Genomic DNA, 14,101 nt, shown 5'->3' on the forward strand with positions numbered 1-14,101 from the left:
AGACAAAAACAAGCCTCAAACTCATGCAGGGTAAGAAAATACACCAAATGCTCAAAAACGCTTGAAACCCAGATATATTAAAAAGCTAGGTAAAACAATGTCAAAGTCTCTCTGCATATACGTTTGAGGTTTTTTATGACTACTTTTTGTCTAAGTCCCACTAAGAGGATGTTTGAAAAGTCGTATTGTCGGTATAAAAAGTTCTAGATCCCCCTAAATTCCCCTTATAAAGGAGGACTTTGATTCCGATTCCCAGATTTTTAAAGGGGATTAGGGAGGATCTAAAAGTAAATTTGCTTTTACTTAATGCCTCTAGTCTGCGAGATTTTTCAGATTTATCTTCTAACGAATGATTATCATTATTGAGTAACTGCCTAGAGATTAATTCTTTGGGACAATTTATTCTTTAGAAGTCCCTTAAACCTTTACCTTAAGGGTTTTGTGACCAAAGATCTTTATAGTTGAAAAGATTTAATCTTCATCCTTTAATTCGCGTAAAATCTTGTCTAACCTGTCGTTTGTGTCTTTAGCAAGCTGAGTGCATCGCACACTTGCAGCCATTCCACCTGCGGCAGTAACAGTTCCTTCGGGAACTTTGCCTGATAGTAGAAGCCCTGCACCTACAAGGCTAATACAGGCAGACAGTCCAGTTGCAATCAGTGCAAGGTTGAAACTGTAACGTGCTTGGCGTACACGCTCTCTGATAATTTCTTGATTCGTGAATTGTGTCATCTTTATTTTTACCACTTAACTGCTTTTAGTCTCGCTGTTCAACGCTTAAAGTTCAGTCTAGGTAAAGTTTTCAGAGAAATGACTTTTGTATGAGTTAGGTATAACTTTGGCTTCCTACCGCTAAAATAGGCATAACGTTAGGTTTTTGACTATGGCAAGAGAATCTCTTAAAGCCTGTCAAGTAGGTATAAATAAGGCAAAGCTAGCTTTAACTAGTAAAGGTTGGACACAGGAAGAGTTAGCAGAAAAACTTCAGACGACCCGCCAGCCAGTTGCTAATTTTTTTGCAGGTAAAGGAGTAGACCGCAAAAATCTTGTCAAAATTTGTGAACTGCTAGAACTAGATTGGCAAGAAATTGTCGGCATAAATAATGCGTTTAGTTCAATTAGTCCATTGGGAAAAGCTAATGTCACTATTAATGTCGTACAGGAGTTACGTGAAAAGGTAGAACCTTACATCAAAGAGCGATGTGGCACTATGCGTGTACTAGATATGACGCAGCCTATCGAACTAAATGATATTTATACTGATGTTAATATTCTTGAAACAATTACTGGACGCTTGCGTTTGAATCTTGATGAATTACTAAAAAAATTCAAAACAAGTGCAAATGAAGTTGAACGTATTGGAATAGGTCAGATTATAGAAAAACGGGTTTCTGGATTAGAAGTGGTAAAGTGTAACTCAAGATTAATGATTTTGGGTAAACCAGGTGCAGGAAAAACCACTTTTTTGAAATATTTAGCCATAGAATGTATTTCTGGAAATTTTCAAGAGGGACAAGTTCCTGTTTTTATCACTCTCAAAGAATTCGCTGAAACTGATGAGCAGCCTAGCTTATATAATTTTATTGTTCAAAAAATTGTGGGTTTCAATCAAATAACTAATGCTCAAGTGCTTAATTTATTAAGTCTTGGTAAATTTCTCATTTTACTTGATGGTTTAGATGAAGTTAGAGAAAAACAACATTGGCAAATTGTTAATCAAATTAGACTTTTTACAGAACAGTATAAAAATAAGTATGTTATCACTTGTCGAATAGCAGCTAGAGAATATACTTTTGAAAAGTTTACTGAAGTTGAAATAGCTGATTTTAACGATGAGCAGATAAGAAAATTTATTAACAAATGGTTTCAACAAAAAAATGATTTAGACTCATACCAACGATTTTTACAGCAGTTAGAATTAAATGAACCAATTAGAGAGTTGGCTAATAACCCTTTATTACTAACATTGTTATGTTTGGAATTTAGTGATTCAGGTGATTTTCCATCTGACAGAGCAGAACTATATAATAGAGCGATTCATACATTGTTAAGAAAATGGGATAACAAACGCGGTATTGTGCGAGATGAGGTTTATAAAAAATTATCTATCCGAAATAAAGAAAATTTACTTAGTCAAATTAGCTTGATTACATTTCAGCGTAATGAGTATTTTTTTAAGCAAAGAGATTTAGAAAGATATATTGCAGAATATATACGCAATTTACCTGAAGCCAAAATCGATCCAGGAGCATTGCAAGTAGACAGTGAAGTAGTGCTTAAATCTATTGAGGCGCAACACGGACTCATAGTAGAACGAGCTAGAGGCATTTATTCTTTTTCCCATCTCACGTTTCAAGAGTATTTCACTGCTAAAGAGATTGTTTACAGTTCCGATATAGAAAATGCTTTTCAAAATTTAGTTAGCCACATTATTGAAAAGCGATGGCGGGAAGTATTCCTACTAACAGTAGGAATGCTAAAAAATGCAGATAATTTATTGCAGTTAATGAAACAGAGAATTGATGAACTTTTAGAAAAAGAGGAAAAATTGCAGGAGTTCCTCACTTGGGTCAAGCAAAAGTCAGAATCTGTAGAAGCGTACTGTAAAGCTGCTGCTGTTCGATCCCTCTACAGCCACCTTGCTTTCGCCCAAAACCTCAACGAAGACCTTGCTCGAAGTCTTGACCGAAACTTCAACCAAGACCTTGACGAAGTTCTAGCTCGACACCTCAATGAGGACTTCGCTCTTACTCAAGTCCAAGCTCAAACTCAAGCCCTCACTCAAGCACAAGCGCGAGACCTCTTCCGACCCCAAGCGCGAGACCTCAACCTCATCAGAACACAAGCCCAGGACTTAGCCCGAACCCTTGTCCAAGCCATCTTCGTGAGCAACCAATACCGTAATTCTCAATTGGAGCAAGCACTTCAACATCTCGAAGAGCAGCTTCCTAATGTAGCAGATGATTGGGAAAAATATGAGCAATGGTGGCAGAAAAATGGTCAAACTTGGGTTGAAAAGCTCAGAGGCATTATGATTGAGTATCGCAATATTGGTCATAATTGGCAGTTCAACAATGCTCAGAGGGAACTTTGGCAGTATTACTATGACGCTAATAAATTGCTGGCAGATTGCCTCAACAGCGATTGTTACGTAAATCGCGAAGTACGACAGAAAATTGAGGATACATTGCTATTGCCACTAACTTGAAACTAAATTCTATATTTACCGATTCATAGGCGATCTCGACTTCTGGCACTCTTATTCAGTATAGCGACGCGGCGTATAAACCCAGATATTACCATCGCGGCGCTTGATGGTTCGGGTTTTTGTGGAACCAACGAGAATAATTGTCCGCATATCAGCGCTTGCTGGTGTTAACTGGTCAAGTGCGATTGCTTTCACCGTTTGTCCTGGCCGACCAAGATTCCGGGCCAACACTACTGGTGTATCTGGTGTTCGATGTCGCAGCAAAATATTTCTTGCTTCTGCCAGCTGCCAGGTACGCTCTTTGGAAACAGGATTGTAAAAAGCAATAACGAAATCAGCCTCGGCAGCAGCAGCAATTCGTTGGGCGATCGCAGACCAAGGTTTTAAGATATCAGAAAGGGAAATAGCACAGAAGTCATGTCCAAGGGGCGCACCAATGGCTGCTGCTGCTGCCTGCATTGCAGAGATACCTGGAGCCACATGAATGTCGATACTGTCCCATTCGGGTTTAGCATAGCGATCGCATACCTCAAAAACCGCTGTTGCCATTGCATATATACCGGGGTCGCCAGATGAAACTACAGCTACATATCGCCCAGATGCAGCTAAATCAAGGGCCATGCTTGCTCGTGCTTCTTCTTCGCGGTTGTCAGATTCATGCCGTTGTTTGCCATCAGCCAGAGAACCAACTAAATCTAAATAAGTTTTATAACCCACTAGGTCAGTTGCGGACTTGAGTATCTCCTTCACTTCGGGAGACATCCACAGCGAACTACCAGGGCCCGTGCCAATAATTGCTAACCGTCCCCGTGGCTGACCGATGGTGTTAGGGTCAATTACTTGAGGGGCAATAGCGATCGCAATGTTAAAAGAAGGGAAAGATAAAGGGGATGTGCCTGTGACAGCGATCGCTACAGCTTGGGCGGGGCTATAACCTTGTGAAAGTAGACTTTCTAGCTGATTTGGGGTGAAAAAGCGGGCGGGCACATTCAAGGCGCTAGCTATCGTATGGATTGCGGGATCGGCTGCGGCGGTGATGGGTGCAAATATCCCAGCGACTGATGCTTTTTCTAGTTTGGCATCAGTTAGTAGCTGTTGTACTAAAGCTACTGGATCATTAATCATGCCACTAATTGCGATCGCGATCGTTGCTGGGTGGTAAACAAGACAGTTGGCTGTAGGAGTCACCAAACGTTCTGTAACTTGGATGGTCAAATCTCCCTTTGGATCTATCGGTAATTTACTATTGCTCAACCAAGGTGCTATTCCTTCTAGCTTGACTTGTGCCCCAGCTAGCAAATCTGAGATAAATTTCTTCGCATCGTCTGGGTTTGCTAAATGGTATCCAGGGGGAGGAGATAACAGCGTTGTGCCTAAACGTAAATCGCCTGTGGTCGTAATTGCAGGTTTGACATCCAGCGTTTCAGCAATGCGACGTGCTAAATCATTGACTCCACCAAGTCCGCCCAAGAGAGGGACAACAGCACTACCATCTTCAGCTACAGCTAGCACTGGTGGTTCTTGTCGTTTATCCGAGATTACGGGAGCTAGCGTCCTAATTAAAATGCCGGCGGCACAAATGCCAATCAGCGGTCTTCCCTGCACAAATAACTCGCGTAGCGTCTCGCCAAAATTCGTAAAGCTGACATCAACTCCCGACGTGCGACCCTCCAAACCGTATAGTGTTGCCTCTGGTAAGACGTTGATTATTTTGCGTGCTACTGTCAGGCTATTTTGACCTAGTATTACAATGGCAGGTGCAATGTTAATCATCACTTAATTACGAATTATTTAATTAACCTTTAAACAAATGTTCTCAAAAATTTGAGTGCTTCAGTTTTATTTTTAAACATCGTGTGAATTATATCGCCGTTATTATAATAAATAGCTCAGTTTAGGAGGCAGGAGATAGGAGGCAGGAGGCAGGAGGAACCCACGTTTTAAAACGTGGGATTGAAGCAAGGACGCTTTGTATCTCGTTGCACTCTACTCGATACAATTCTTCCTTTAAACTGGGCTTTATACCCAGAACTAAAGTTTTTATTCATACTTCTTTTTTCCTGCCTTCTTTGTAAAATTTCTGGCTATAGTAATGTTAAGATGATTATCTGGATGATGTCTGGTTGATATCTATAACCAAAACAAAGTCTAAATTACTAAAGCTAAGAGTTGGGAAACTCCGGTGAAATTCCGGGACTGTGCCGCAGCTGTGATGGGATTACCCAAGTCAGAATGCCAACTCTTAGGATGTCCTCAAGACACACTCACCGTCTACTCCCTGCGTTGCACAGGGAAGGAGTTCTAAGTTTGCTATCTGGATTTGCCACTTGTCCTGGCTTGTTTTATCCTACTCCCGCCACAGATGGTATATTATCTCGGATAAGAATACCAGGTGGAATTATTAGTAGTCAACAGTGCCGTGCGATCGCAGATATAGCAGAACAGCACGGTGGCGGCTATATAGATGTGACTAATCGAGCTAACCTACAAGTTCGTGAAATCCGCACGAAGATAAATGCTGAGGTTCTGAAGTACCTCCAGGAGATGGGATTAGGTTGTGACAATACTGTTGTAGACCAAATCCGCAATATTATGACCAGTCCAACTGCTGGTATAGATCCCCAGGAATTAATCGACACTCGCCCTTTTGTAGAAGGTTGGGATGACTATATTGCAGCACATCCGGCGCTTTCGGGACTATCGGCCAAATTTAGCGTTTGCTTTGATGGTGGTGGGATAATTCAGGTGGGCGATCGCTTGAATGATATCGCTTTTGCCGCTGTCTTAGTTGATGGTAATGTTTACTTTCGCCTCTATCTCAGTGTCGGCGAGAAGGGTAAACCGCCGAGCGATACGGGAATTTTGCTACTACCAGAGGAATGTTTGCCCGTCTTGGCAGCCTTGGCAAATGTCTATCTAGCTTATAGTCGTACTTCGAGTAAACGGCGGTTACGTTTGAGAGAGTTATTGAATACTTTGGGTTGCGAAAATTATCTCCAGGAAGTTCAACAGCGTCTACCTTTTTCTCTTTTATGCAGTGAAATCAGAAAAGACCTACTCCCTCAGCAAGGCAAGGGAGAGAAATATCACCATATTGGCATCCATCCCCAACGTCAGCAAGGCTTATTTTACATTGGTGTTGTCTTGCCCCTGGGTCGATTGGAGAGTAGACAGATGCGGGGTTTAGCAGATTTAGCAGCGAAATACGGTAGTGGAACTCTCAGGCTAACCCCTTGGCAAAATTTGCTGCTTACAGATATTCCTCAGCAATGGATTGCTGATGTCCAAAGTGAAATTGCTTTTTTAGGATTAGATTCCTCTACAACCAACATTAAGGGCGGATTAGTTGCCTGTTCTGGAAAAAAGGGTTGCGCCGCTTCTGCTACGGATACCAAAAGTCATGCGTTGGCATTGGCAGAGTATCTTGAAACTCGCGTTACTCTCGATTACCCAGTTAATATCCACTTCACTGGCTGCGAAAAATCTTGTGCCCAACATAGCAAGAGTGATATTACTCTGCTTGGTGTCAGCATTGAAGCTGACAATGAAACTGTAGAGGGATATCACATTTATGTTGGTGACGGCAAGCATAAATTTGGACGCGAACTATATCAATATGTAACTTTTGCCGAACTACCTGCATTAATAGAGCGGATGCTATATGTATATAAAATTCAACGCTTAAATTCTGATGAGTCCTTTGGAGAATTTGCTAATCGATATCCACCAGCACAATTACAACAGTTATTTAATAAATACTTAGAAAATGAACCATAGTTAACAATTCAAAATTCAAAATGACGCTCGCGGACTCGCTAACGCTGCGCTAACAAAATTCAAAATTAAAGACATTTTGATTCGGGGATTTAAACCCCAACTCAAAATATGACTAACAAATCAATCTAAAATTTAAAATCCCAAATTTAATGCCCGACTATATCCGAGATGCCAACGAAATTTACCGTAATTCCTTTGCAATCATCCGATCAGAAGCAAACTTAGATGTGTTGCCACAAGATGTAGCAAAAGTTGCTGTACGTCTAATTCATGCCTGTGGAATGACGGATATTGTCACGGACTTGGGATATTCACCAACAGCAGTACAGTCCGCAAGGGCAGCATTAGCCGCAGGAGCGCCAATTCTGTGCGATTGCCGGATGGTCGCCGATGGTGTCACCAGACGGCGGTTGTCTGCAAACAATCAAGTTATTTGTACCTTAAATGAGCCAGAAGTGCCAAAAATTGCCCAGAATATGGGTACTACAAGGTCGGCGGCAGCTCTCGAATTATGGCGATCGCACCTCAAAGGCTCAGTAATCGCAATTGGCAATGCGCCCACAGCCCTGTTTAGGCTGTTAGAAATGCTCGATGCAGGAGCGCCCAAACCTGCGATTATCTTGGGCTTTCCAGTGGGGTTTGTCGGTGCAGCAGAATCAAAAGCCGCACTAGCAGCAGACAGCAGAAATGTACCATTTTTAACCTTACACGGTCGGCGCGGTGGAAGTGCGATCGCGGCAGCAGCAGTTAACGCCCTGGCAACGGAGGAAGAATGAATATGCAACCCAAAGGTCGTCTCTATGGAATTGGTGTCGGCCCAGGCGATCCTGAACTATTGACCCTGAAAGCGCTGCGGTTATTACGTGCGGCTCCTGTGGTAGCTTATCAATCAGCCACAGATAAAGAAAGTATTGCCAGAGCGATCGTAGCGCAGTATCTTCCTGGCAATCAAATCGAGGTGCTATTTCACTTCCCCCGCGCTTTGGAACCAGAAAAGGCAAAGTCTATTTATGACCAGGAAATTGAACCAATCGCCGATCATTTAGCAGCAGGTCGAGATGTCGTGGTGCTATGTGAGGGCGATCCATTTTTCTATGGCTCATTTATGTACCTGTTCACGCGGTTATGCGACCAGTACCAAACAGAAGTTGTCCCTGGAGTTTCCTCACTGATGGCTTGTCCGGTAGCTTTAGGTGTACCTTTCACATACTACACCGATATTCTCACCGTCTTACCAGCGCCATTGCCGGCAGAAGAACTGACTACACATTTGCTGATGACCGATGCAGCGGCAATTATGAAACTAGGTCGTCACTTTACCAAAGTACGAGATATCCTGCATAAATTAGGGTTAGCATCACGAGCAAGATATATTGAGCGGGCATCAACATCACAGCAACGCATCGTACCCCTAGATGAAGTTAATCCAGATGAAGTACCCTATTTCTCAATGATTGTGATTCCTACCAAGAATCGACTATAAACGTAAAAAAAATTGGCGTTGCATAGTTGCGGGATGATTTAGTAACTTCCAAAATTCTCCCCTTGCTTCCCCTGCGTCCCCTGCCTCCCCTGCTTGCCCCAATTCATCCCACTGTTCTGCAACGCCAAAAAATTTAGTTTGGGTAGAGTGTGGCAAAACTTTCTCATACTTCTCAAACTACAATTGCTATTACTTTTTTTGAAAACTATACCTTTTTTACAAAGGGCGATCGCTTCTGTCACGGTTTCGCCCACGATCGCCAAAGCACCTGGAAAAATTTTGATCGTCAGAAGATTACAGCAAAGCTCAGGGAATCTCGCAAAGTGTGGGAACAATCTAAACAACTGCTAGAAATTGCTAAAACAGGAGTAGAACGAGCAATCAAAACCGATGAAGCGACAAGCAACGGCTTGGAGCAATCAGCAACTTGAAGCCTTGGGCATTAACCTAATCACTACTACTTAATATTAAAGTTAAGAGCAGAATATTGGGTAAAGGTAAGAGATATAGATCCAGATAACTTAGTATTTTTAGATGAGACAGGAGTAATACTGGGTTTAGGAAGAACTCATGCACGTTCAGAACCGGGAACAAGAGTATATGAGCTAAAACCATTTTATCGCGGGTCGAAGGTAACAGTAATTGGAGCAGTTAGTATTAAAAAAGTTCTGGCATTAATGACCATGAATAACTCAATGGATAGTAAAGCCTTTGATGTATTTATTGAGAAGTTTTTAGTACCTCAATTATGGTCAGGAGCGGTAGTAGTTATGGATAATTTACCCGCTCATAAACTAGCATCAATTCAACCAATGATTGAAGCTGTAGGTGCAAAAGTTATTTGTTTGTCCCCATACTCTCCCGATTTTAATCCAATTGAATTATGGTGGTCACAACTCAAATCTTTTTTACGCAGTTTTGCTCCAACTACAACACAAATGGTTGATACAGTCATTTCTGTTGCACTCAACTTAATGAATCCTAAACATTTAAAAAACTGGTTTACTAATTGCTGTTACTGTACCTCTTAACACCGGGAATTGCTGTAGATGATTCAGCAGAACAACCGGAAATTTTTCCTAGAGTCCACGATGAGATTAAAGAATGGGTGACTTAACTAATTGAGTATACAGAAAATCCAAAATAGAATAATCTCCTGGTTGAATTTGCCAGGAGACTTGAAAAAAATGGATTCATCTTTACAAGCGTTGTAGCAGGCTCAAACCGTGGCTATCAGTACCACAGGTATTGAAAAGAAAGTATTCATCAGCTAACTTTTGCACTTGTTCTGATTCCAAGGTGCTGGGTTTCCAGGGGTTAGGATTATTGTAAGCGTAGAAAGTTTCCACACCATCGATACCATTTTGCGCCGCAGCTGGAATTAAATCGAAAAGCGATCGCTTGTAACGAGCTGGATGAGCCAGAACTGCCAATCCCCCAGCTTTATGAATCGCAGCAATCACGTTACTTGCCTGATATTCTTGGCCTGTAGTCGTCCTTCTTTGCAGATAAGGTTTCATACTAGGGTGTTCTGTTGCAAAAGCATAAGCCAAAATGTGAACTTCTATATTTAAAAGGTTGGCATTGATTTCTACGCCACTCCACAGGTGAGGAATGCTTGCATTAGGATTATTCCACTTCCAATCTTCTAACCAAGCTTGGGCTGCTTGATAGCCGATAATACTATGATGATCAGTGATGGCTAAACCTTTTAGCCCAATAGCGATCGCCTGCTCGATTAATGTACTTGGCTGCAACCTTCCATCCGAGTGGACAGTGTGCATGTGAAAGTTGAACAACCTTGGACAAGTATGTGCATCAATGTTACGGAATACTTGCTTCAAAAGTTCTGCTGAAGCTGTAGTACGGGCCAAATTTACAACCATAACCCCCTCTGAAGAAAAATATATTTTCTTAACACACCAAAACGCCACATCTCTAGATGAGAAAGAACTAACACTAAAAATTAGTATCGGCTGCTACTTTCTCAGCTTTCTCAGCAAATTTTTCAATATGTTAAGACTACGTTAGCAAATCTTAATCTCAGTAGTCATGGGTACTTTGCACTACTTTAGTTTTGAGTAGTGTTAAATATTACATCTAAAATTTCATAAATATGCTTCTAGCATCTATGGTAAATGACTTATAAAATAAAGCTTTAATAGAGTAATTATCTTTAATAAGTCTGAATTGCCAAATAATTTTGAGTATAAAAAATGCTATTTATATTCAGCAATTACGGATTTTTGATAACCCATAATGACTTTAGCGTAGGCCAGCAAAAAACGCAGGCATCGGCTAAGTGAGTCTACACTTCGAGAAAACTAGCGATCGCTACATTTCCATTATACCCCTCGCGCAATTCCAAAAGAATCTCCCTTCAAGTTGACTCCAAGAGGTTCTACCACTACCTCGCGGGAAAGAGACGCTTCAACTCTTCCTGCAATCACAGCCGAAAGTTGATGTTCTCTTGCAAGCAGGACAATTTTCTCTGCATCCTGTTTAGACTCTGTATAGAATGCGAATCCTGCACCGTAATTGAACACTGAAAGCATCGTCTCGGCCCCACCCTCAAGATGACTCTCAACAAATGTAAATATCTCTGGTACTGGGAGTATCGTTTCGATGACATATCGAAGCGGCTTCACCGACCTCATCAGCTTTTGCCAGCCATGACCAGTGATATTTTCCATCGCCGTGGGACGAATCCCCTCACTAAGCACGCTCTGTACAAGCGGTGTATAAAGATATGACGCAGCATTCATTGCTTCCCAGAACTCCTGCCCACTTGGGAGTTTTGTTCTATAACCATCAGGGAGCGACTCAGCAAGCTTTCGCAATGGGGTAAAGCCGTTCTCATGGGGGCCCGAACTTTCGACGAGAACAATGGTATTGCCGACATCCAGACGCGAACTATCAATGGGAGCGACACCAGCCGACATAACTCCAAAAACCGAGCCGGCGATGTCGAGCCGCCCTGGAATCATCTTAGTTTTTAGTTGAGGAGTTTCTCCTGAGAGATAGACACACCCCACTCGTTTGCACCCTTCAACTACTCCATCCAGAAATCCATCAAGAAAAGCAGGGGTAAAGATTGTTTCAGGAGTACTCGACGGCAGATAAAGACCGAGAAGTATAGTCTGCATACCTGAAGTTGCAGCATCGTTCGTCAGACACGAGACGATCTTGACACCAATATTCCACCAGAATCGTCGAAGTTCTTCTTCAGAAAGGTCGTCAGGGCGGGTATCGTCTGCGGTGCCCAGTCCTTCAGGGACAAGCGTCATCGAAAGTTCTCTAGCCCCCGCCTCCATAAACGGAGCGAGGTTGAGGCTGAAAGCATTAGCGCTTGCTCCCAAACCTGACGCGGACACGATGCCATAAGCGCTTGCGAAGCCAAGTGTGCGTTTTGCGGCATCGATGAAACGTCGTTTTGCAGCATCGAGAGTATCGTAATCGACTTGATCGAGAGCTTGAGCCATTAGGTTGGGTTTTAAGTTAGAAGTTAGGAGTTAGGAGTTAAAAGTTAGGAAAACTCATAACTCTTCACTTTAAAATACCTCAAAATACCTCATCTTCAATACCGCGCCACCATTCTCCCAAATTCATCAAGTCTTGGTAAATATCTTCTAATTCTTTAATGTAGACATCATTTGTCAGGGTAGCTCGACGCTCTTGCAATTTCTTGAGGCGCAGTTGTATCAATACCCAAGGTTTAGAGATGCTATTTGTTGCTTCGATGTATTGTGCTAGTTCTTTGCTATCCATATATTTTATATTTTGATTTTCATATCATGACGCAGATTGGGATTAGGGAAGAGGAGGCAGGAGGCAGAAGTTCTTTAATTTTGAATTTTGAATTGATTTTTCCCTGATCTCTTTTATTCTCTAAACTCCAAAGCAAAAACAGTCACGATACTAGTACAATGTCAAGCTAGTTTTCAGGGTTTGTAGTAAGCACTTTAGTGCTTAGAAAATAAGGACTAAAGTCCCTACTACGAAATCGCTTACCCATCAATTTAAGCTTGACTGACTACTGTCGTGACTGCTGACAAAGGTGTTAACTGAATTATCTTTACTTTAGATATCTGGCACAAGCTACGTAGCTACAAAGTAGCTGGCTAAAAGACATCGCAGCCAGTTCAAAACTGCCAATTAATTAAGCTTTAGCCAAGTTTTCAGCAGCAAAGTCCCAATTGGCCAAGTTGTCTAGGAAATTCTTGATGAACGCTGGACGGGCGTTTTTAAAATCAATGTAGTAGGCGTGTTCCCAAACATCCAAAGTTAGGAGTGCTTTCTGACCATGAGCTAGGGGATTTTCTGCATTTGGTGTTTTAATCACTTTCAGCGTACCACCATCATCGATCAGCCAAGACCACCCGCTGCCGAATTGAGTTGCAGCCGCGTTAGAAAACTCTTCTTTGAATTTGTCAAAGCCACCAAAATCTTTATCGATTTTGGCTGCGAGTTCACCAGTGGGTGTGCCACCACCTTGTGGTTTTAAGGAGTTCCAGAAGAAAGTGTGGTTCCAAACTTGGGCAGCGTTGTTAAAGATTCCCGCTTTAGAGGAGTCTTTGAAAGAAACTTTGATTACCTCTTCCAAAGACTTATCAGCAAGTTCTGTACCTTCAGTAAGCTTGTTGAGGTTGTCTACATAAGCTTTATGATGCTTGCCATAGTGATACTCCAAAGTTTCAGCTTTCATGCCATAAGACTCTAGAGCATCCTTTTCAAAGGGTAGTGGGGGTTGTACAAATGCCATTGTGTCAAATCCTCTCTTTACCGGTTTCCAGTTTTAAGCTATTGCAGAAGCTTGAAATTAATAGCTTTTATTTTCAAGAGTTTTATGTCTTTAATCATGGAGCATAAAACTTAGCATCGTCATTTTACTACCAAAGTGAAACGAAAAACAAAGTCTTTCTCTAATAAGTAAAATCAGTTAAATCGCTCGTCTGCAATTATTATAAATAAAAATGACTAATATTTCATATCTAAAGACATATATTACAATCTGATTTGAAACACATTAATTGCAAAGCTTATATTTTGGAATTCTCTTATAAGTGGCAGACTTCTTAGTTCAGAAATCATTCAGGAGTGCTATAACAATTGCTATTAAGTAATTCAAAGCAGCAATTAAAGCTTTGAAACTTCTACCTTTAGTAAGATTAATTGCTATTTAAATAATCAGTCTAAGGCTGGATGAATTAATGTTAAAAGAAGTTATCACTTAAAATAATTGGCTAAATTTATTTAAATAAAATAATCAAAAAGAAAAACTATCTAATATCTGTCTAAATGGCACTGTCTCTGGGTGCAGGAAATCTAAAGTTAGGAAGGCAAGGCATCTGCATAATGTCAATAAGATTATTTCATTATCAATAAACTCCAAAACCATCAGATTAATCTCTGCTTATTGACAAAGATTTTAGAGATTGTCTTGAGGCTTAGAAAATTAAATCAAACAGTAAATGCTGTTTTTTTCGTTGATTCTTAACCTTGGTTACGAGAAAGAAGTATAATTTGGATGCGTTTGCCTTAGAGGATGTTTGAAAAGTTTTTAGAGGTGAAAAATTATGCTAATCGCTGAACCATAATGCGTATGATGGCAAGATAAATAAAAGTCTCGGATG

At 41.2% G+C, this 14,101-nt stretch carries 13 protein-coding genes and 1 riboswitch; of the genes, 6 read left to right on the forward strand and 7 right to left on the reverse strand.

From position 1 onward, the window contains the following. Nucleotides 1-471: 471 nt before the first annotated feature. Nucleotides 472-732, reverse strand: coding sequence for a TRADD-N-associated membrane domain-containing protein (locus V7K56_RS25285; RefSeq protein ID WP_334914767.1), 261 nt, complete (start codon nucleotides 730-732; stop codon nucleotides 472-474). 151 nt (nucleotides 733-883) lie between these two features. Between V7K56_RS25285 and V7K56_RS25290 the strand changes: the two genes are divergently transcribed. Continuing rightward, nucleotides 884-3,208 (forward strand): NACHT domain-containing NTPase, encoded by a 2,325-nt coding sequence (locus tag V7K56_RS25290; protein ID WP_334914770.1) that lies wholly within the window; start codon nucleotides 884-886, stop codon nucleotides 3,206-3,208. A gap of 51 nt (nucleotides 3,209-3,259) precedes the next feature. Here V7K56_RS25290 and cobJ read toward each other — a convergent pair whose 3' ends face one another. Beyond that, the gene (cobJ, locus tag V7K56_RS25295) at nucleotides 3,260-4,981 is read right to left on the reverse strand and encodes a precorrin-3B C(17)-methyltransferase (RefSeq protein WP_334914772.1); all 1,722 of its coding nucleotides are present in this window, start codon (nucleotides 4,979-4,981) and stop codon (nucleotides 3,260-3,262) included. A gap of 389 nt (nucleotides 4,982-5,370) precedes the next feature. After that, nucleotides 5,371-5,454, forward strand: a riboswitch (adenosylcobalamin-variant (AdoCbl-variant) riboswitch). Here cobJ and cobG point away from each other — a divergent pair. The 3 genes from cobG (at nucleotide 5,441) to V7K56_RS25310 (ending at nucleotide 8,468) form a co-directional block, all read left to right on the forward strand. Then, nucleotides 5,441-6,985, forward strand: a complete 1,545-nt coding sequence (gene cobG, locus V7K56_RS25300) for a precorrin-3B synthase (RefSeq protein ID WP_334914775.1) — start codon at nucleotides 5,441-5,443, stop codon at nucleotides 6,983-6,985. Its footprint overlaps the riboswitch before it by 14 nt. 149 nt (nucleotides 6,986-7,134) lie before the next feature. After that, a complete protein-coding gene (locus tag V7K56_RS25305; RefSeq protein WP_334914777.1) occupies nucleotides 7,135-7,761 on the forward strand; it encodes a precorrin-8X methylmutase in 627 nt (208 codons plus the stop codon). A 2-nt stretch (nucleotides 7,762-7,763) separates the two neighbouring features. Further along, nucleotides 7,764-8,468 carry a precorrin-2 C(20)-methyltransferase gene (locus V7K56_RS25310; protein ID WP_334914795.1) on the forward strand — a complete coding sequence of 235 codons (705 nt, stop codon included), beginning with the start codon at nucleotides 7,764-7,766 and terminating at the stop codon, nucleotides 8,466-8,468. On the opposite strand, the gene V7K56_RS25315 is transcribed toward V7K56_RS25310, so the two are convergent. After that, a complete protein-coding gene (locus V7K56_RS25315) occupies nucleotides 8,463-8,624 on the reverse strand; it encodes a hypothetical protein (protein WP_334914779.1) in 162 nt (53 codons plus the stop codon). The genes V7K56_RS25310 and V7K56_RS25315 overlap by 6 nt on opposite strands. Here V7K56_RS25315 and V7K56_RS25320 point away from each other — a divergent pair. Continuing rightward, entirely contained in the window at nucleotides 8,618-8,899 is a 282-nt protein-coding gene (locus V7K56_RS25320) for a hypothetical protein (RefSeq protein ID WP_334914781.1), read from the forward strand. The genes V7K56_RS25315 and V7K56_RS25320 overlap by 7 nt on opposite strands. A gap of 75 nt (nucleotides 8,900-8,974) precedes the next feature. After that, on the forward strand, nucleotides 8,975-9,499 hold the full coding sequence (locus V7K56_RS25325; RefSeq protein ID WP_334914797.1) for a transposase: 525 nt from the start codon (nucleotides 8,975-8,977) through the stop codon (nucleotides 9,497-9,499). A 168-nt stretch (nucleotides 9,500-9,667) separates the two neighbouring features. Here the strand turns inward: V7K56_RS25325 and V7K56_RS25330 are convergent, their stop codons facing one another. The 4 genes from V7K56_RS25330 to V7K56_RS25345 all read right to left on the reverse strand — a co-directional run bounded on the left by V7K56_RS25330 (nucleotide 9,668) and on the right by V7K56_RS25345 (nucleotide 13,230). Continuing rightward, a complete protein-coding gene (locus V7K56_RS25330; RefSeq protein ID WP_334914783.1) occupies nucleotides 9,668-10,354 on the reverse strand; it encodes a PHP domain-containing protein in 687 nt (228 codons plus the stop codon). Between the two features lie 459 nt (nucleotides 10,355-10,813). Next, the gene (locus V7K56_RS25335; protein ID WP_334914785.1) at nucleotides 10,814-11,950 is read right to left on the reverse strand and encodes an AIR synthase related protein; all 1,137 of its coding nucleotides are present in this window, start codon (nucleotides 11,948-11,950) and stop codon (nucleotides 10,814-10,816) included. Between the two features lie 79 nt (nucleotides 11,951-12,029). After that, the gene (locus tag V7K56_RS25340; RefSeq protein WP_334914787.1) at nucleotides 12,030-12,236 is read right to left on the reverse strand and encodes a hypothetical protein; all 207 of its coding nucleotides are present in this window, start codon (nucleotides 12,234-12,236) and stop codon (nucleotides 12,030-12,032) included. A 391-nt stretch (nucleotides 12,237-12,627) separates the two neighbouring features. Beyond that, complete coding sequence (locus V7K56_RS25345) at nucleotides 12,628-13,230, reverse strand: superoxide dismutase (protein ID WP_334914789.1); 603 nt, start codon at nucleotides 13,228-13,230, stop codon at nucleotides 12,628-12,630. Nucleotides 13,231-14,101 lie beyond the last annotated feature (871 nt).

The sequence above is a fragment of the Nostoc sp. genome, from assembly GCF_036917535.1.
GTDB lineage: Bacteria > Cyanobacteriota > Cyanobacteriia > Cyanobacteriales > Nostocaceae > Nostoc.

Excerpts from the sequence above, each read along its gene's own strand:
- V7K56_RS25285 (WP_334914767.1), bottom strand. The coding sequence starts at position 732 with ATGACACAATTCACGAATCAAGAAATTATCAGAGAGCGTGTACGCCAA.
- V7K56_RS25335 (WP_334914785.1), bottom strand. The coding sequence starts at position 11,950 with ATGGCTCAAGCTCTCGATCAAGTCGATTACGATACTCTCGATGCTGCA.
- V7K56_RS25330 (WP_334914783.1), bottom strand. The coding sequence starts at position 10,354 with ATGGTTGTAAATTTGGCCCGTACTACAGCTTCAGCAGAACTTTTGAAG.
- V7K56_RS25290 (WP_334914770.1), top strand. The coding sequence starts at position 884 with ATGGCAAGAGAATCTCTTAAAGCCTGTCAAGTAGGTATAAATAAGGCA.
- cobG (WP_334914775.1), top strand. The coding sequence starts at position 5,441 with ATGCCAACTCTTAGGATGTCCTCAAGACACACTCACCGTCTACTCCCT.
- cobJ (WP_334914772.1), bottom strand. The coding sequence starts at position 4,981 with ATGATTAACATTGCACCTGCCATTGTAATACTAGGTCAAAATAGCCTG.
- V7K56_RS25340 (WP_334914787.1), bottom strand. The coding sequence starts at position 12,236 with ATGGATAGCAAAGAACTAGCACAATACATCGAAGCAACAAATAGCATC.
- V7K56_RS25345 (WP_334914789.1), bottom strand. The coding sequence starts at position 13,230 with ATGGCATTTGTACAACCCCCACTACCCTTTGAAAAGGATGCTCTAGAG.
- V7K56_RS25310 (WP_334914795.1), top strand. The coding sequence starts at position 7,764 with ATGCAACCCAAAGGTCGTCTCTATGGAATTGGTGTCGGCCCAGGCGAT.
- V7K56_RS25305 (WP_334914777.1), top strand. The coding sequence starts at position 7,135 with ATGCCCGACTATATCCGAGATGCCAACGAAATTTACCGTAATTCCTTT.